This window comes from Alistipes sp. UBA1686 (assembly GCF_002320215.1).
GTDB lineage: Bacteria > Bacteroidota > Bacteroidia > Bacteroidales > Rikenellaceae > Alistipes > Alistipes onderdonkii.
Map to the genome: position 1 here is coordinate 215,082 of NZ_DCKA01000018.1, position 18,633 is coordinate 233,714.

The 18,633-nt window shown below is 62.6% G+C and carries 11 protein-coding genes; 7 read left to right on the forward strand and 4 right to left on the reverse strand.

The window, feature by feature from the left end:
• The first annotated feature begins 59 nt into the window (after window positions 1–59).
• From B3C38_RS08845 to B3C38_RS08875, 7 genes are all read left to right on the forward strand, one after another.
• Complete coding sequence (locus B3C38_RS08845) at window positions 60–1,469, forward strand: cellulase family glycosylhydrolase (protein WP_286726726.1); 1,410 nt, start codon at window positions 60–62, stop codon at window positions 1,467–1,469.
• Window positions 1,470–1,723: 254 nt separating this feature from the next.
• The gene (locus tag B3C38_RS08850) at window positions 1,724–5,026 is read left to right on the forward strand and encodes a SusC/RagA family TonB-linked outer membrane protein (RefSeq protein WP_286726727.1); all 3,303 of its coding nucleotides are present in this window, start codon (window positions 1,724–1,726) and stop codon (window positions 5,024–5,026) included.
• A gap of 11 nt (window positions 5,027–5,037) precedes the next feature.
• Window positions 5,038–6,807: a RagB/SusD family nutrient uptake outer membrane protein gene (locus B3C38_RS08855; RefSeq protein WP_022333254.1), complete on the forward strand. Its 1,770-nt coding sequence runs from the start codon at window positions 5,038–5,040 to the stop codon at window positions 6,805–6,807.
• A gap of 56 nt (window positions 6,808–6,863) precedes the next feature.
• Window positions 6,864–9,686 carry a SusC/RagA family TonB-linked outer membrane protein gene (locus B3C38_RS08860; RefSeq protein ID WP_286726728.1) on the forward strand — a complete coding sequence of 941 codons (2,823 nt, stop codon included), beginning with the start codon at window positions 6,864–6,866 and terminating at the stop codon, window positions 9,684–9,686.
• A 26-nt stretch (window positions 9,687–9,712) separates the two neighbouring features.
• Window positions 9,713–11,371: a RagB/SusD family nutrient uptake outer membrane protein gene (locus B3C38_RS08865; RefSeq protein ID WP_286726730.1), complete on the forward strand. Its 1,659-nt coding sequence runs from the start codon at window positions 9,713–9,715 to the stop codon at window positions 11,369–11,371.
• Between the two features lie 18 nt (window positions 11,372–11,389).
• Window positions 11,390–11,923 carry a hypothetical protein gene (locus tag B3C38_RS08870; protein ID WP_286726731.1) on the forward strand — a complete coding sequence of 178 codons (534 nt, stop codon included), beginning with the start codon at window positions 11,390–11,392 and terminating at the stop codon, window positions 11,921–11,923.
• Window positions 11,924–12,101: 178 nt separating this feature from the next.
• Window positions 12,102–13,448: a glycoside hydrolase family 140 protein gene (locus B3C38_RS08875; RefSeq protein ID WP_286726732.1), complete on the forward strand. Its 1,347-nt coding sequence runs from the start codon at window positions 12,102–12,104 to the stop codon at window positions 13,446–13,448.
• A 147-nt stretch (window positions 13,449–13,595) separates the two neighbouring features.
• Here the strand turns inward: B3C38_RS08875 and B3C38_RS08880 are convergent, their stop codons facing one another.
• Genes B3C38_RS08880 through B3C38_RS08895 form a run of 4 tightly spaced genes read right to left on the reverse strand, consistent with a single transcriptional unit; the run spans window position 13,596 to window position 18,633 of the window.
• A complete protein-coding gene (locus B3C38_RS08880) occupies window positions 13,596–14,168 on the reverse strand; it encodes a hypothetical protein (RefSeq protein ID WP_286726734.1) in 573 nt (190 codons plus the stop codon).
• A 9-nt stretch (window positions 14,169–14,177) separates the two neighbouring features.
• Window positions 14,178–15,485, reverse strand: a complete 1,308-nt coding sequence (locus tag B3C38_RS08885; protein WP_286726736.1) for a phenylacetate--CoA ligase family protein — start codon at window positions 15,483–15,485, stop codon at window positions 14,178–14,180.
• Window positions 15,482–17,140, reverse strand: a complete 1,659-nt coding sequence (locus B3C38_RS08890; RefSeq protein ID WP_286726737.1) for a C45 family autoproteolytic acyltransferase/hydolase — start codon at window positions 17,138–17,140, stop codon at window positions 15,482–15,484. The genes B3C38_RS08885 and B3C38_RS08890 overlap by 4 nt, the downstream gene beginning before the upstream one ends.
• Window positions 17,137–18,633, reverse strand: coding sequence for a phytoene desaturase family protein (locus tag B3C38_RS08895; protein WP_286726738.1), 1,497 nt, complete (start codon window positions 18,631–18,633; stop codon window positions 17,137–17,139). The genes B3C38_RS08890 and B3C38_RS08895 overlap by 4 nt, the downstream gene beginning before the upstream one ends.

Genomic DNA, 18,633 nt, shown 5'->3' on the forward strand with positions numbered 1-18,633 from the left:
TTCCGTGCGCGGGGAATTCCCTACTTTTATCCTGTCGCTCAAACCTAAGACTACGACCTATGAAACGACTCATCCTTTTGACCTGCCTCCTTGCCTTCGTGTCGGTAGCGGAGGCGTGGGCCAAGCGCCCCGGGCGCTCCTTCAGGCGCTCTTTCGTCCAGGTAAGCGCCCGGGATCCCCGTTATTTCTGCCTTTCGGACGGGCAGCCGTATATCCCCGTGGGATGCAACATCGCCGCGATGGGGTCGGTTGCCGACATGGAACATTACCTCGGGAAGATGCACCGCAACGGCGCCAATTTCGGCCGCGTATGGCTCAATACGAACCTCTTCGAGATCGAAACCCGTTACGGCGAGGTGGACACCGCCAAGCTCGTGCGCATCGACCGCCTGCTGGAGCTCGCCGACCGGTACGGCATCAAGATCAAGTTCTGCATCGAGAGTTTCCGCCATATCCGGCCGGGCGTGAACAAGTGGGACACCAAAGCCTCGTACCATACCTCGAACGGCGGCCCGTTTGCCGATGCCGACGATTATATCACCTCGCCGCGGGGGGAAGAGGAGTTCCTGCGCCGCGTGCGCATCTTCCGCGAGCGTTACGGCGACCATCCCGCCGTTTTCGGCTGGGAGCTGTGGAACGAAATGAACGCCGTGGAGACGCCCGAGGAGCACCTGCGCGCGTGGAATGTCCGTATGCTGCCGCGTGTGAAGGAGATCTTCCCGAAAAACCTGGTGATGCAGAGTCTCGGCTCGCTCGACCGGGAGTCGAGCTTCCCGATTTATGAATTCATCAACCGCCTGCCTTCGAACGAGGTGGCGCAGGTGCACCGCTATATCGACGAGGGTGCCGAACTGGCCGTGTGCGGCGCTCCGGTCGACAGCATGGCCTCCGATGCCATCGCCGTGCTGCGCGGATACGGCCTCCGCAAACCGATGCTGCTGGCCGAGTCGGGCGCCGTGAAACCCGTGCATACCGGCCCCCATCCTATATATAAGGTAGATACGATGGGTTCCGTGCTCCACGACGTGCTCTTCGCCCCCTTTTTCAGCGGGGCCGCCGGGCCGGGGCACCTCTGGCATTGGGATCACCATATCGACAAGCAGCATACCTGGTTCCAGATGGGGCGCTTCGCGCGTGCCGTCGAAGGTGTCGACCCCCTTCGCGAAGGGTTCGAACCCGTGCGCCGCGATACGGCGGGGCTGCGGGTCTATGTGCTGCGGGGCGAACACACGCTGCTTGCCTGGTGCCGCGATACGGTGAGCACGTGGCGGCACGAGCTCTCCGAACGCATTCCGGCACAGCGACTGTCCGGCCTGCAGGTCGACTTCACACCGCTGCTCGGCGGGCGCAGGGTGAAGAAAGTGCGGATCTACGACCCCTGGCGGGACGAGTGGGTGCGCGCGTCCCGCCGTGCCGACGTATCGCTTCCGGACTTCACGCGCTCGGTGGTCGTCCGGATCGAATATTGAAGCGCAGGAGGGTGGATGATGAAAACGGACAAATAAATGATAAATCCGTTCTTTATATCCCTGTTCCGTCTTCCTAAATTTGTTGTAACGAAAATCCTGAAGCATAACCAAACCTATCAGCCTATGAAAGAAAAAGACGCTCCGACCTTTTCGATTTTGTGATCCGGCCCTCTCGGTGAACCTCAGTGCGGGCCTGTCCCGCGGCGGCGATTCTCCCCGCGGGACGCAATCAACCAACTACAACCTAAATACCTATGAAAATGAACCATTATTTGAATGTGCCGGGGCTCCTGCGCAGATTCGCGAAGATCGGGCTGGCTCTGCTGCTCGTCCTGCCGGTCGCTTTCGGCGCCGGTGCGCAGGACGTCTCCCCTGCCAGGGTCTCCGGGACGGTCGTCGACCAGCAGGGCATGCCGGTCGTCGGGGCCGGAGTGGTCGTCAGGGGAACCCAGACTGGCTCCGTGACCGACCTCGACGGGCGTTTCACGGTCATGGCGGCCAAGGATGCGACGTTGACAGTTTCATTTATCGGCTATACCACCCGGGAGGTGCCCGTAGGAACCCAGACCGATATCCGCATCGTGCTCGAGGAGAATGTCCAGAGCATCGACGATGTGGTGGTGGTCGGCTTCGGCACCCAGAAGAAGGAGACCGTCACCGGCGCCATCGGGCAGCTGTCGGGCAAGGAGCTGATGCGCTCCCCCGTGACCAATATTTCCAATGCCCTCGTAGGGCGTATCGCCGGTATGGCCGCCGTCCAGAAGACCGGAGAGGCCGGCTTTGAGGAGTCCACGATCCGCGTGCGCGGCGTGGGGACGTATGCCGGCGACCAGAATCCGCTGATCGTCATCGACGGCATCGTGCGTGACATGACGGCCTTCAACATGCTCGACCCGAACGATGTGGAGAACGTCAACGTGCTCAAGGACGCTTCGGCGACCGCCGTGTACGGCGTGCGCGGTGCCAACGGCGTCATCATTGTGACGACCAAGCGCGGCCGCGAAGGCAACCTGAAAATCTCGTTCACGGCCAATGTCGGCTTCACCTCCCCGACGACCCTGCCCAGCCTGGTCAATTCCTACGACTATGCCGTGCTGCGCAACGAGGCGTTCGCCAACGACGGCAAGCCCGATGACATCAAGGTCTTTTCGCAGGACGAACTGTGGAAATTCCGGCATAACCGCGACTATACGCCCTCCGAGGTCGAGGCGATGGGACACCTTTCGCCCGAACAGAAACAGGCGCTGCTCGACAGCCCCGCCATCTATTACGGCAGTACGGACTACATGAAGCGGATTTTCGACGCCGGGGTGTCGCCCCAGCAGCAGTACAGCGTCAATATCTCCGGCGGTACCGAAAAGGTGGCCTTCTTCACCTCGGTGGGGTATTCCAACCAGAAGAGCCTCACCAACGACTTCGGGTTCAGCGATGCGGCCTCTAACTCGGGCAGCCACAAATATAATTTCCGCACCAACTTCGATTTCAACATCATCCCGCTCACCGAGATCAATGTTTCGCTCTCGGGGCAGGTGCGCGAGACGAAGATCATCACCGACCGCAACAGCAGCGTGGACATGTGGGGCCGTTACCGCGACCTGATGCTCAACATCTACGAAGCCCCGCCCTTCTCGGCGCCGGGCGTCTCCGACGGCCGCATCATCACCGATTATGCCGGCGGTACGATCATGGACAGCAACAAGGGCGCATGGGGCAAATCCTCGATCGCCTACATGCTCGAAAAGGCACAGGCGCGCATCAACCAGAGCAGTCTGAATACCTCGATCCGCATCCGCCACCGGATGGATTACCTCGTCGAAGGGCTTTCCGTACGCGGGGCGTTGTCGTATGACCATTATTTTACCAAGACGCTGCGCGTCACCCCCAACCTGCCCGTCTATTCGATCACGCGCAACCCCGCCGATCCGGCCGAGCTGCTCTATTACGGCGGCGAACACAATGCCAAATCCTACGAGGAGACCGGCTGGGGCAAAAATCGCAAGGTCTATGTCGAGGCCGGCATCGACTTCAGCCGCGATTTCGGCAAGCACGCCGTCACGGCCATGGCGCTCGTCACCGGCGAACGCTACACCTCGCCCGGGCTGAAGTACAACGTCCCCCGCGGCTATTACGGTGTGGTGGGGCGTGTCACCTACGGTTACGACCAGCGTTACCTGGCCGAATTCAACATGGGTTACAACGGTTCCGAGAACTTCGCGCCCGGCAAGCGGTTCGGGTTTTTCCCGGCCGTTTCGGTAGGCTGGGTCGTGTCGAACGAACCCTACTTCCCGAAGAACGACATCCTCACGTGGCTCAAGTTCCGCGCCTCGTACGGGCAGACCGGCAACAGCGAGATCGGCGGCGACCGCTTCCTTTTCCTGCCCGGTACCTGGGGCAGCCACAGCTACGGCCCCTGGAACGGCACTCCGCTCGACGGGTATTTCTTCGGCTCATCGAACGGTTCGGTCAATAACCCGGCCTTCCCCGGCAAATACGAACAGTCGACAGGCAACCCCGACGTCACGTGGGAGAAGAAGGAGTCGTACAACATCGCCGCCGAGGTGCGCATGTTCCGCGATCGGCTCTCCGTCACGGTCGACCTGTTCGAGGAGAAGCGCAACAACATCCTCACCAAACTGGGGGTCACGCCGGGCATCATCGGCCTGAGCGGCGACGCCCTGCCGCCCGTGAATGTGGGGCGCATGAGCAACCGGGGTTACGAGATACAGGTCTCGTGGCGCGACAACGTCGGCACGGATTTCTGGTATGAAGTGGGCGGACAGGTCTCCTATGCCGTCAACAAGATCGACTACAAGGCCGAGCCCTCCTACATGTACGCCTGGATGAACGAAACGGGCTTCGCCTACGGACAGTACAAGGCCTATTACAACGAAGGCTTTTACAATACGCCCGAGGAGGTCGCCAACCATCCCTACAATGCCATCGACGGCAACCGTGTCCAGGGCGGCGACCTGCGTATCATCGACGTCAACGGCGACGGCATCATCGACGACAAGGATATCACCCCGACGGGCTTCTCGAACGTCCCGCGCTTCGCGTTCAGCAGTAACCTGAGCTTCGGCTACAAGGGGTTCGAAATATCCGCGCTCCTTACCGGTTCGGCGCAGGGGACGTTCAACATGAACGGCTACCTCATCACGCCCTTCGCCCAGGGAAACGGTACGCCGCTGAGCTATATGAACGGCCGCTGGACGCCCGAACGCCATGCCGCCGGCAAGCATATCACCTTCCCGCGCATGTCCGTGAATATGGCCAACAGCCAGAACAACCAGAACAATGCCTTCTGGTTCCGTTCGACCGACCATATCAAGCTCAAGAACGTCGAGGTGGCCTATACGTTCCGGAACGCCCGCTGGATGCGCAAAGCGCATATCGGCTCGATCCGCGTATTCGTCAATGCCAACAACCTCTGTACCTGGGGCGGCAAAGACCTGATCGACGGCATCGACCCCGAGCTGGTGCAGGACGGCAGTACGTCCGAAGGCATCATCTACCCGCTCACGCGCGTGTATAACTTCGGTTTCAACATCCAATTTTAAGTCGCAGCCTTATGAAAAAGACCATTTATACGCTTCTCGGCCTGTTGCTGGCGGCCGGCCTTACGTCCTGCCAGGACTGGTTCATCGAGAAGCCCGAAGTGACGGGCATGGATCAGGACGAGGTCTTCAGCACGGCCAAGAACGCCGAGGGGGCGATCGCCGAGGCCTACGCCACGATCCTCTCCTCGGGATTGCCCGTACTGGTGTGGAACAACTCCCCGATCATGCCCTACGAGACGACCGAAGCCATCATGGGCGGCGAAGACCTTTGCCGCCTGACATGGGGATACATGGACAAGCAGGTCGTGGCGGGTATGCTGGCCAACAACGAGAATAACGGCGCCGGTTATACCGACGACTATTTCCCCAACAACTACGCCTACATCCGCAAGGCGTGGCTCGTGTACGAGAACATCGACAAGGTCGCCGACATGTCCGACCGCGACAAAGCCATCGTCAAGGCCGAAATGCAGGTGCTGGTGGCTTTCCGCTACGTAGAGATGCTCAAGCGCTACGGTGGCGTGCCGCTGGTCGAATCGACGCTCACCACGGTCGACGTGCGCCCCCGCTCTACCGTGCAGCAAACCCTCGACTTCATCGTCGGGCTGTGCGACGCGGCCGCCGCGACACTCGAAGGCGTGCGCTGGCCGGCCGACTGGCTGGGGCGCGTGAACAAGGGCGTGGCGCTGGCCGTCAAGGCCGAAGCGCTGATGTACGCCGCCCGTCCCCTCTTCAATGCCGACGCCCCCTACATGCAGATGGCCGACCCCGCGAACAATGAGATGATCTGGCTCGGGGGCTACGATGCCAAGCGCTGGGAAACGGCGCGCCTGGCCAATCAGGAGGTGATCGACTGGGGCAAGGCCAACGGCTTCGAGCTGATCGACACGGGCGACCCCATCAAGGATTACGGCACGGCCGTCGGCACGCCGTCGAACCGCGAGGTGCTGCTGGCCTACAAGCAGCAGCGCGAGGCCGACGATAACGGCATCTACAAGAACTACACCTTCATGCCGACCCACACCGGCCACGACCTGGGGCAGTACCGCGGCACCGGCTACGGTCAGCTCTGCCAGTACCGCAAGGCCGACGGTACGGATCAGACGTGGGCGGGCGTGGACGACTGGCGCCCGGCCGGCGAATACCGCGACAAGGCCGAAGAGTTGGAACCCCGCGCGCAGGCGTCGCTCTATTTCTACGGCGTCAACCCCAAGAACAATACCGGCAACAGCCGTTGGGATCTGTACCAGAACTGGCAGCTCGAATACAAGTGGCAGGACGGCTGTGCCAAGAACATCAAATTCTGGTATGAAGCCGGTTCGCGCGAATGGTTCGAATTCCCGATCTACCGCATGGCGGAGTTTTACCTCAATATCGCCGAGGCCTACAACGAGGAGGGCAACCCGACCATGGCGCTGCGCTACCTGAACGACATCCGCAGGCGCGGGGGCATTCCCGATGAAACGCAGACCGACCGGGTGCGGCTGCGGCAGAGCATCCACCGCGAATGGGCCGTGGAATTCTACGAGGAGAACCAGTGGTATCCCCACGCCCGCCACTGGAAGCAGGGGGCGTCGATGGTCGGCGGGGCCAAGTACAAGTTCGAGTTCTCGCAGGCCGCCGGCGTGTCGTGGAACCCCCGCAAACCCGAGGAGTTCGCCAATTACACGCGCAAGCCCTCCTATGTCCCCGAATACACGTGGCACGAGCGCATGTCCCTTTCGCCCTTTACGCTCAGCGAGGTGAATAAGGGCTATCTGGTGCAGAACCCCGGATATTGATCCGCCCATACACAATCGTTTACCGAAAAAATCAGAATTACATGAATCCCAACCATATGAAAAGTGTGTTTCTCGGAGGCGCGGCACTCGCGGTTCTGGCCGTCGGTGGTGCCGGCCCGGTTTCCGCCCGGGATACCGCGGCTGCGGAACAGCCCGACAGTGCGGCCCTGGAATATGTGATCCCCGGGACATCGGCTCGCACGAAGGCAATGCTGGTCACTTCGTCCGTCTCTTCCATGACGGGAGACGAGGTATCCATCCCCTCGGCCAATATCAACAACATGCTTTACGGACGTATCCCGGGGCTCGTCGTGTCGCAGACCAACGGGGAACCCGGCTACGATGCCGCTACGCTCAGTATCCGCGGCGTGGCGACCTACAACAACTCGTCGCTGCCGGTCTATGTTGACGGCTTCCAGACCAATATGGCTTATTTCCAGTTTCTCTCGCCTGCCGAGATCGACCGGATCGAGGTGCTGAAGGATGCCGCGGCGCTGGCTCCCTTCGGCATGAGGGGCGCCAACGGCGTGATTTGGGTCACGACCAAGCGCGGCCGTATCGGCCGCCCGCGCGTCACGGTCAATGTCCGGGGCGGCGTGCAGCAGCCCATGAACCTCCAGAAACCGTTGCGTACGGGCGACTATACCCGGCTTTACAACGAGGCGCTGAGCAACGACAACGGCAACGTCTGGACACCCTATTACACGGCCGACCAGGTCGCCCGACTGCCCGACGTGGACTGGTACCGCGAGGTCACCAAGAAGGCCACGCCCTATACCGATGCCGACGTGTCGGTCTCGGGCGGCGACAAGACCGTCCGCTATTTCGTGCTGTTCGGCTACATGGGGCAGCGGGGAATCTACGACACGCCTACCAACGACACGCTGGCCAACGCAGGCATCGACCGCTACAATATCCGCACGAACCTCGATATGAACCTCTTCGGTTTCCTGGAGGCCAAGGTCGATGTCGGGGGCCGGATCGAAGACCGCCGTTACCCCAACCGCGCCGCGGGCGACCTGTGGAACGACCTTGCCAAATACCCCAGCTCGGTTTATCCCGTGCGCAACCCCGACGGGACGTGGACGGGTACCCCGATCTACAATTTCAACCCCCTGGCCTCGATCAAGGCACTGGGGCGCAACTCCACGCACGACCGTACCCTGCAGGCCAATTTCCAGCTCAGGGAGCGGCTCGATTTCCTCGTGGAGGGGCTCTACCTTTCGGAGGCGATGTCGCTGAGCAGCTGGACGCGCGACGGTGCGAGCAACACGCGCAACTATTCGCGCTGGCTCGACGGGGTGCAGCAGACCACCGATAACGACACCCCCTATACCCGTGGCGAGGACAGCGGCCAGAACCAGTGGACGTGGCAGCACTACAATGCCACGGTCGGCTACGACGGCACGTTCGGGCGGCATGTGGTCTCCGCCTCGGCCGGGATACTCTACAATATCTACAAGACCGACTTTTCGCAGAACGGCGCTGCCGGCAAGATGGTCGAATACCGTCACATGACCGTCAACGGGGCGGTCAACTATGCCTATGACGACCGCTATGTGGCGACCTTCTCCTTCGCCGCCGACGGTTCGGACAATTACAGGCCCGGCAACCGCTGGGGGTTCTATCCCTCGCTCGGCCTTGGCTGGATCGTCTCCCGCGAGCGTTTCCTGCGGGACAGCCGCATGGTCGATCTGCTCAAGCTCAGGGCTTCGGTCGGTAAGAACGGCTGGGATCCGATGGGCGAGATGCGTTACCTCTGGGAGGGCTACTATACCGGCCGCGGCGGCCTCAATACGGGAAACTCCGAGCACACGTGGCACGGGGGAACGGCGCTGTCCTACCTCCCGAACCCCGGTATTTTTGCCGAAAAGAGCCTGAAGTACGACGCCGGCATCGACCTGCGCCTGTGGAACAGGTTGTCCCTGAACGTCGACCTGTTCCTCGAAAAACGATCGGGCATCGTGACCCAGGACTGGATGATCCCCGGTGCCTCGGGCGTGGACAATCCGCCTTACCGCAACATCGGCAGGATGACCAACAAGGGCTTCGAAGTCCAGCTTTCCTGGGCCGACCGCATAGGCGATTTCAATTACGCGCTCACGGGCATGGCCTCCTACAACAGCAACAAGGTCGACTATATGGCCGAGGTCGTGACCGTGCCGACCGCGGCACGCACGGGACGGCGGCTCGACGCCCTGTTCGGATATGTGGCCGACGGGTTCTACGACTGGGACGATTTCGACGTCGGCGGCGAACTCAGGGAGGGGCTTCCCAAGCCTACGTTCGGTGCCGTGCAGCCCGGCGACATCAAGTATAAGAACCTGAACGGCGATACGGTCATCGACGAGAACGACCAGACGGCCATCGGCGACTCGTACCTGCCCAAGTTGCAGTACTCGTTCTCGCTGGCGGCGTCCTACAAGGGGTTCGACCTCTTCGCCCTCTTCCAGGGGGCGGCCGGCCGTGACGTGAACCTGCTCGATGCGCCCTTGCAGAACGTGGCGTTCCGCGACAACGGCAACGTATACGGGATTGCCGAAGGCCGCTGGGCCTACTATCCCGAACAGGGCATCGACACGCGGGCTACGGCCACCTATCCGCGCCTTTCGTTGCAGGACAACAGCAACAACTACCGCAATTCGACACTCTGGAAGCGCAGCGGCGACTTTCTGAAGCTGCGCAACGTGGAACTGGGATACACCTTCGCGCAGCCGTCGCTGAGCAAGGCCGGCATCTCGAAGATCCGCATCTACCTGAGCGGTGTCAACCTGCTGACCGTCAGCAAGCTGATGCGCGACTACGACATTGACCCCGAAATCCTTTCCGGCCACCCGGCGCTGAAATCCTACAATCTGGGACTGACCGTAACCTTCTAAACACGACTGCCATGATACGAAAAAATATGAAAATCCTTTTCGCGGGCGTCCTCCTCTGTTCGCTGTCCCTGGCGGGGTGCGATGCGCTCGACACCAAGGAAGACCTGAACCTGACGGACGAGATGATGGCCACGCGCCGTTACCAGATGTTCGACTGGGGCTACCGCGTTTACGAACACATCCCCTACGGGTTCACGGCGATCGACGGCAACCTCTTCGCAGCCGTTTCCGACGAGGCGCAATACGTGACCACGTTCAGTTCCACGCAGCGGTTCAACGAAGGCAGCTGGAGCGCCTATTACAACCCCGACGATTGCTATACGAGCTATTACAACGGCATCTATGCGGCGCACGACTACCTCGATAAGTCGGTGGATTACAGGTATATCCTCGGTATGCACCGCGACACGCTCACTTCGAACGGCCTGGACAGCTACCGCCGCGACATCGTCGACGTGCAGCGGCTGCGCGCCGAGGCGCATGTGCTGAAAGCCTATTATTATTTCGAGCTTGCCAAGCGTTACGGCGGGGTGCCCCTCATCGACCGCGTGTATGCCGACCAGAAGGAGGCCAATCTTCCGCGCGGCACGTTCGACGAGGTGGTCGGCCTCATCCTGCGCGAGATCGAAGGGGTGCGCAACGAACTGGTCGTCGACTGGCGGGCCGAGAACCTCGAGGAGAAGTCGGGCCGGATCACCCGCGGCGCGGCGCTGGCCCTCAAGTCGAGGGTGTTGCTCTATGCCGCCAGCCCGCAGTTCAATCCCTCGGGCGAAAAGTCCAAGTGGGCTGCCGCTGCCGCTGCGGCCTTCGAAGTGATCAACATGGGCATCTATTCCCTGCATCCCGATTACGGCGGGCTGTTCGTCGCCGAAACCTCCACGACCAGCCCCGAGACCATCTGGGCGGTGCGTATGGGGGCGACCAACGAGTTCGAACGCAAGAATTACCCTATCGGCACGCAGGGCGGCGGTACGGGTATCTGCCCTTCGCAGAACCTCGTGGAAGCCTATGAATCCACGGGGGAGGATACGGACGATGCCTATGCCGGCCTCGACCCGCGCTTCTACGCCACCGTCCTGCGCAACGGCGATACGTGGAACGGGCGCACGCTCGAAATCTATGCGGGCGGCGCCGACGACCCCGCCCGGCAGAACGCTTCGCCCACGGGGTATTACCTGCGCAAGTTCCTGAATGAGAACCTGAACCTCACCAACGACGACAAACGGCTTCGCAGCTGGATCGTTTTCCGCTATGCCGAAATATTGCTTAATTTTGCCGAGGCGATGAACGAAGCCTACGGCCCGGACGACGCCCACGGCTACGGGATGAGTGCGCGCGACGCCGTGGATGCCGTGCGTGCCCGTTCCGGGGTGGGGATGCCCCCGGTCGATGTCGACCCGGGCGATGCGGCCGCCATGCGCACGGCCATCAAACACGAACGCCGCATCGAGTTGGCCTTCGAAGACCATCGCTACTGGGATCTCCGGCGCTGGGACGATGCCGGGACGGTGCTCAACCGGCCCCTGCGCGGCGTGAAGGTGACCCGCAGCGGCGACGGCTTTGCCTACACGCCGTTCGAAGTGGCCAAACGCATCTTCGAGGCCCCGAAAATGAACCTTTATCCGATCCCGCAGGCCGAAATCGTAAAATCGGGCGGGGTACTCGACCAGAATCCGGGTTGGTAGACCGAAAAATATCGAACTATGAAAAAGATTGTTATATTCTTTTCTGTGCTGCTCCTCGCATGCGGCGCAGCCTCATGCCAGAAAGCCGACAGCGAAAGGCCCTGGGGCAGTGCGGTGATCTATATGCCGCAGGCCGGCTACACCCCTTATACTGTGCCCAACGACGGGACGGCGCAGCAGTCCAACAAGAATTACCGCATTGACACGCAGGCGGGGAAGGTGCACATTTTCCTGGGCATCTACCGCGCCGGGCTGGCCGAGTTGCAGGCCTACACGGTCAGCGTCTCCGTGGGCAGCACTCCCCTGGACGGGACTGTGTTGCTGCCGGGCCGGGCATACACGCTGCCTTCCTCGGTGAGCTGCCCCGACAGGAAACGCGATGCGACTTTTTTCCTCACGGTCGACATCGCCTATCTGAAGGCGAATGCCGATAAGGATTTTTCCCTGCCGGTCACTATCTCCGACCCGACGCGTTATGCGCTCAACGACAAGCTCACGACGACGCAGGTGCGTATCGACACGTCGGAGCTGCTCTCGAAGGAGGGGCTGTAACCCGGCTTCGCCGCCACTCCGGCACGGGGTCGCCTTAGGCGGCCCCGACTGCCGTTTTGTTTCCGGTCGTCGCCTGAAATCGTTTTTTATAGGGAAATTATTTGCGTTCCTGTTTTTTGCGCTCTTTCTTGCACCTGCGCCCCTTGGCGCCCGGCCTTTCTCCCGCGGGCGCATCGTCGTGCATCCCGGCGGGCGTTACCTGCAATATGCCGACGGCAGGCCGTTCTTCTATCTGGGCGACACGGCGTGGGAGTTGTTCCACCGTACCACGCGCGAAGAGGCGCGCCTCTATCTCGAAGACCGCGCCCGGAAAGGGTTCACGGTCATACAGGCCGTCTGCCTCGCGGAACGTGACGGGCTGCGCGTCCCCAATGCCTACGGCGACCTGCCGTTTGCCGATGCGGGGTTCACCCGGCCCAACGAGCGTTATTTCACGTATGTGGACGAAGTGGTCGCCATGGCCGACTCGCTGGGGCTGGTCATCGGCCTGCTGCCCGCATGGGGCGACAAGTTCTGCCTCAAATGGGGCCCCGGGCCCGAGATCTTCACAACGGGGGGGCGTGCCGAGGCTTTCGGGCGCTATCTGGGGGAGCGTTACCGCACCCGGCGGAATATCATCTGGATACTGGGTGGCGACCGTCCTCCCGAAGGGCGCGAACCGATATTGCGGGCCTTCGCCCGCGGCATCGCCTGCGGTGTCGCCGGCCGCGAGGATTATTCGGCCTGCCTGATTACCTACCATCCGTGGGGGAAATCCTCTTCGGGCGACTGGCTGCACGACGAGCCGTGGCTCGCGTTCAACATGCAGCAGAACGGCCATGCCTACGATTTCGACCTTTGGGAGCGCATCGCCCGCGATTATGCCCGGCGGCCCGTCAAACCCGTGCTGGACGGGGAGCCGATCTACGAGGAACATCCGATCGACTTCGACCGGGAAAAATACGGCACTTCCGAAGCCCTGCATGTGCGGCGGGCATTCTACCACGAGGTCTTTTCCGGAGCCTGCGGACATACCTACGGCTGCCATGCCGTATGGCAGATGTGGGAACCCGGCCGGTATGCGCCTGTCACGGGGCCCGTGCGGAGCTGGCGCGAATCCCTGTCGCTGCCCGGGGCTTATCAGGTGTGCTATGGGCGGGAACTTATCGAGAGCCGTCCGTTTTTCCGCCGTATTCCCGATCAGGGCGTTATCGCCGGGGATGCTGGCTGGGGGCACGGGCGTTGTACGGCTACCCGCGACAGCCTCGGCACCTATGCCATGGTCTATTCCGAGAGCGGACGGCCGTTTGCCGTCGACCTGGGACGGGTTTCCGGGAAGCGGATCGTGGCCTGGTGGTACGATGTCCGCAGCGGGCGCCCGCTGCGGATCGGGGAATTCCGCCGCCGGGATGCCGGTGCGACGGTGACCTTCACGCCCCCGACCTGCGGCAAGGGGAACGACTGGGTGTTGGTGCTCGACGATGCGCGCATGAAATATCCGCCGCCCGGGAGATGCCCGGAAGCCCGCTTCGGGGCTGCCGGGTAAGTCCGCCTCCCGGGCGTTTTTATCCGGCGGCGTACAGGGTTTCCTGCCGGTGCGGATCGTGTCCCCGCTCCGGGCGCTCTTTGCCTATTATGACGACACACCCCGCACGAAGCCGTGCGGGGTGTGTCGGTGCGGGGTACCCCCCCCCTACCTGGTCAGGTATTTACCCTGCTTCTTGAGGGCGTTGTATACCGAGCCGGCCCAATAGTTGCGCAGGCCGAACCCGCCGGGCTTGCCGGCCATGTCCATCTGGAGCAGAACCTCCTGCGTGGCGGGATCGAACAGCACGGCCGTGTAGTACCCGATGCCGTTGCCCTTGTCGAGCGTCGTGGCTATCAACACCAGCCCCTTGTTCCCCGAGCCGTTGTCGTAGCGGGCGAGGATTTCGGGGAGCTGCGCCGCGATGTCGGCCTTCGTGCTGCGGGGCATGAACTGCTCGGCGGCCAGGCCGCCCAACGCTTCGTTGGCCTGTTCGACACTGGTCGAGAGGATGTCGATGCCGGTGAACCCGGCCACGTCGTATTTCTTGGGTTCGCTGAGGAAGAGGCGGTTGATGGCCTCGAACGCCTTGATGAACTCGGCCGGCTGCTCGTTGGCCCCGATGACGCTCACGCAGCTGTAATCCACGCCGTAGAAGTCGGCCGCCATCTTCGTCTTTCCCTTCTGTGCGAAACCGCCGACGGCGATCAGGCACAGGGCTATGCTCAGTAATTTTTTCATGGTTGGGTTTTATTTGGTTTGTTCGCGTAAATCTACGAATTTTATTTGTTTCCGGCTCATTTGGGGCATCTGTTTTTTCGCAATGTACTCCACCTGCTCGAAGACCACCTCGGGTGCTACGCGCACTTTCGAGCGGAACGTGTCCTTGATCTCCTTCTCGAACGCTTCGTCGCGGCGCGTGCTGCCGATTCGCAGCACGATCTGGTCGGTGCCGAGGCTTCCGGTGAATACCTCGATGATGTAGTTGTTCACGCCGGGGATGTTCTCCAGCACGTCGTACAGCGCGGGCGGGTATAGCGTCGTGCCCTTGAATTTGATCATCTGCCCCCGGCGTCCGATCACCGACGAGAGGCGCATCGTCGTGCGGCCGCAGGCGCAGCGTCCCGTGCGGGCGATGCAGATGTCGCCCGTCTTGAAGCGCAGCAGCGGCATGCCCCGCACGCCGAGCGTCGTGATTACCACCTCGCCCTCCTGTCCCTCGGGCACGGGGTTGTTCTGCTCGTCGAGCAGCTCCACCAGGAGCATGTCGGCCGGGACATGCCCGCCGCAGTGGTGCCCGCATTCGGTGATCGAGGTCTGCATCTCGGTCGAGGCGTAAGTCGAGAAAAGTTCCAGTTCGGGCCACAGTTCGGTGATTTTCGCTCCCAGCGTGTTGTTGCTGAAGTCGGTGTCGCGCAGCGCCTCGCCGATGCAGATCGCACGGCGCAGCGACGAGCGGCGGTAGTCGATCCCGTGCTCCTGCGCATAGCCGACGAGTTTTATCAGGAACGACGGCACGACGATGCAGCCCGTGGGGCCGATGCGCCGGATGGTGTCCCATTGCAGTTCGGGGATGCCGTTCCCCACGCGAATCACGCCGCATCCCAGCTCTCGGGCTCCCATGAAGTAAGCCAGCCCGGCCATGAAGCGGCGGTCGATGGTTGTCATCAGCTGCAGGATGTCCTCCCCGGTGCATCCCGCCGTGGTGAACGACACGGCCTCGTTGTAGGCCAGCCGGCCCAGGTCTTCTTCCGTCAGGGCGAACGTCACCGGGTCGCCGAGGGTTCCCGACGTGGTCACGTAGTCGATGATGCGGTGGCGGGGCACGCAGACGAACTCCCCGGGGTGGAGTTGCAGATCCGTTTTGGTGGTTACGGGCAGGTGCCGCAGGTCGTCCGCCGTGCGGATGTCGCCGGGCTGCATGCCGCAGCCGTCGAACATGCGCCGGTAGTAAGGCGAATTTTCATAGAGGTAGGCGACCTCATCGCGCAGGCGTTCCTCCTGGAACGCCGCGATCGCATCGGCCGATGCGAATTGTATTTCCGGGTTTCGTATCATGGCTTGCATTCCGATTTGAGTCTTTCTATCGCCAGGAGTTCGTCCCTGCGGGGAACCCCTGCCTCCAGCGCCTTGCCGAAGCTCTGTGCCGCGCGCCCGTCGTCGCCCTGCGAGAGGTAGTATTCCCCCAGCAGTTTCCAGGTGTGGAAATTCTGCGGATTGGTTTGGGCGAAGGTTTCTATCAATTCCCCGTCGGCCTTCCTCCCTGCTTTCATCGCCCGGCGGATCCGGGCGCCGAGTTGGCGGTATGCGACCACGCGCGGGTAGTCTCGGGCCAGGTAGGCCGTGTCGGAAGGTATCTCCTGCGCCGAGTCGTAGAGCTCAGCGGCGGGGTCGGGGTTGCGCAGGATCGCCCCGAGGTCGTAGCAGACAAAGGCGCCGCCCTGCCACGGCGAGGTCGAGACCCACATTTGCAGGGTTGCCGGCTTGAATATGACCGAGTGGTGGGCGATCGACTGGTTCACCGAACAGTCGTTCCCCACGCCGATGTCCTTGCCGCCCGTGCCGCGCTGGTCGCGCAGCATGGCGGCCGCTGCCGGGACGCCGAGGGGTGCATTCGCCGCCATGAGCTCTTCGAGCCGGGCGAAGCGATGGGGGCTGTCGGTCATGGCGATATTCTCGCGGTTGTCCCCGTCGTCGGCGAACGCCTCCGACTGGTAGTGGTTCGTGCATATGAGGTACTCCCCGTCGCCCTCGTAGAGCACGGTTCGGCGGGGCGTTTTCTCGATGATCGCCGCCCTCCCGTCGCGTGCCGAGGCCACGAGCAGCGATTCGCTGACGAAGGTGTCGCGGCGGCGGGCGATCTCCAGCGCCTCTGCGATGGTCGCCGCATGTTGCAGGATCTCGCGTGCGAGGATCGAGATGGGTGTCGCCGATGCGAGCGGCACGGGCCCTTTCGCGGCATTGATCGTCACGGTTAGCCCTTCGGAGTTCATGCCCGACAGCACGCCGATCATCCCCGCCCAGCCGATGCTGGCGAAGGGATAGCCCGCCTGCGGCCGGCAGAAGGTCACGATCTTGTTGCGGGCGAAGTCGTCGCCCATATAGAAATCGAAGTTGCGCCCGACGACCGGTTTCCCGTCGTCGCTCGCACCGCCCCATGCCGCGAACGAACTGCATCCCACGAGCATGTACTGGCTCATAGCGTGCCCGATGTCGTGCGCCGCGTGGTAGTTGAGCTGGCGTTCGTAGGGGGTGCCGATGGCGTCGAAGTCGTGCGAGCAGTAAAGCGACCGGGCGTATATCTCGCGCCGGTACTCCTCGGGGACGTGCCGCCCCAGGTTGCGGTTGAATATCCGGATCATGCCGCCCAGGAATTTCAGGTAGCCCTCCGAGGGGACGAATTCGCGGATTTGGTCTACGAAAACCTGTTCCTGGTAGTGCATCAGCCCTGCGGTGAGGGCGCCTGCCGCCGCCCCCGACTCTTCGGGCGGCCCGGCGGTATAGAGCTCCCAGAGTCCGTGGGGGTTGCAGCGCAGGAAACTGCCGTGGCAGGTGGTGTAGCCACCGTGGTTTGTGACGCGGTAGGCCGCGGTGTCGATCGTCACCGCTGGTTGCTCCATGTCGGCCGTCAAATAGAGGCCGCAGAGGAATGCCGCCGGCAGGACGAGGATCGCCGCCAGTGCGATGAGTGTGTATTTGAAGAGGCGTTTCATGCGTTTGCGATTTTTTTTGCGAGGTATTCCGTGCCCACTATTTCCGAGCAGGTCGCCGCGGCCGACAGCGTGACGCCGATGGCGCCGTGAACCGTGAGGTTCTGCCCCGTGAGCAGCAGGTTTTCGAATTTGGTGCGGGCCGGGATGTGCGACGCCATGATGCTGCGGCAGTCTTTCAGCAGCCCGTATGCCGCGCCGTGCGGTGCGCCGGTGTAGTGGCGGTAGGTGAGCGGCGTGGCAGCATACGTATGGGCGATGGCATCCCTCAGTTCCGGAAGGCGGGCGCAGGCGAAATCGACCGTCGCCTGCGTCATGGCGGCCTTCAGCGCCGTGTAGGCTTCGGGGCGGCGTCCCGGGGCGGAGCCTTCCCACGCCTCCCAGGGGCGGGTGGCGACGGGCGTCATCAGCGTTACGACGTCGCACCATGCCGGGTCGCCGGCCGGAGCCTGTGCGCTGAGCAGCACCATCCCCGGCCGCATGGCCTCCGGGTCGAAAAGCGTCTTCCAGACATCTTTCCCGGCGAAGTAATAGAGGTTCCGGTTGATGTAGGGGAAGTGCCCCGGCTTCAGCAGCAGGTATGCCGAGAAGAGCCCGTATGAGTCGGGCAGGCTGCCGATCCGTTCCCGGAATGCCTTGCGGACGACGGGCGTCGGGCCTATCAGGCGGAATGTCTCCGCGGGATGGATGGCCGAGATGACGGTTTTTGCCCGCAGCATCCGCCCGTCGGCCAGCTCCACGCCCGTGACGCGCCGCCCTTCGGTGTGCAGGGCGACGACGCGGCTCCGCACCAGCGTCGTCCCTCCGTGCTCGCGGATCTTCGCCGCCAGTGCGTCGGCGATCTGCTGCGTCCCGCCCGTAAAGCGGCAGGCGCCCTCGATGTTCGAGTGGTTTACCATCGCGTGGTGGTAGAGCGTCGAGCTTTCGCGCACGCCTCCGTAGAGGGGGTTCGTCCCCGCGAGGACATTGCGCAGCAGCGGGTCTGCGACGCATTCGCCGATGAATCCGGCCGCCGGTGCCCCAAGGTATTTCGTTCCCCCGTCCGACAGCCGCCCCGTGCGGTGCACCCCGATGCCGATGCTGCCGCCGATTTCGCGCAGCTTCGCGCAGTAGCGGCCGAGCCCCGCCTTTTCGTGCGGGAACAATTCCCCGAGGTGCTTTTCGAAGGCTTCGTAACCGTGCATGTAGGCGTAGTCGCCCGCTTCGGGCAGCGACACGACGTCGAATGCCTCGTCGAGCGGCCGCAGGCGCAGCGAGCCGAGGATGCCGAAATATTCGAAGTAACGGCGCATGATGCCGCCGGCCTGCATGCTGCCGATGTAGTGCATGCCCGTGTCGATCGCATGTCCCCGCCGGGAGAACGATTGCAGGCAGCCCCCGGGGACGTCGGCCTGTTCCGTGACGCAGACCCCCATCCCTTCGCGGGCGAGCATGGCGCCGCACTCCAGGCCTCCGAGGCCGCTGCCGATGACGATTATGTCGAACTGCCCCTCCAT

Excerpts from the sequence above, each read along its gene's own strand:
- B3C38_RS08845 (WP_286726726.1), top strand. The coding sequence starts at position 60 with ATGAAACGACTCATCCTTTTGACCTGCCTCCTTGCCTTCGTGTCGGTA.
- B3C38_RS08850 (WP_286726727.1), top strand. The coding sequence starts at position 1,724 with ATGAAAATGAACCATTATTTGAATGTGCCGGGGCTCCTGCGCAGATTC.
- B3C38_RS08855 (WP_022333254.1), top strand. The coding sequence starts at position 5,038 with ATGAAAAAGACCATTTATACGCTTCTCGGCCTGTTGCTGGCGGCCGGC.
- B3C38_RS08860 (WP_286726728.1), top strand. The coding sequence starts at position 6,864 with ATGAAAAGTGTGTTTCTCGGAGGCGCGGCACTCGCGGTTCTGGCCGTC.
- B3C38_RS08865 (WP_286726730.1), top strand. The coding sequence starts at position 9,713 with ATGAAAATCCTTTTCGCGGGCGTCCTCCTCTGTTCGCTGTCCCTGGCG.
- B3C38_RS08870 (WP_286726731.1), top strand. The coding sequence starts at position 11,390 with ATGAAAAAGATTGTTATATTCTTTTCTGTGCTGCTCCTCGCATGCGGC.
- B3C38_RS08880 (WP_286726734.1), bottom strand. The coding sequence starts at position 14,168 with ATGAAAAAATTACTGAGCATAGCCCTGTGCCTGATCGCCGTCGGCGGT.
- B3C38_RS08885 (WP_286726736.1), bottom strand. The coding sequence starts at position 15,485 with ATGATACGAAACCCGGAAATACAATTCGCATCGGCCGATGCGATCGCG.
- B3C38_RS08890 (WP_286726737.1), bottom strand. The coding sequence starts at position 17,140 with ATGAAACGCCTCTTCAAATACACACTCATCGCACTGGCGGCGATCCTC.
- B3C38_RS08895 (WP_286726738.1), bottom strand. The coding sequence starts at position 18,633 with ATGGAGGGGCAGTTCGACATAATCGTCATCGGCAGCGGCCTCGGAGGC.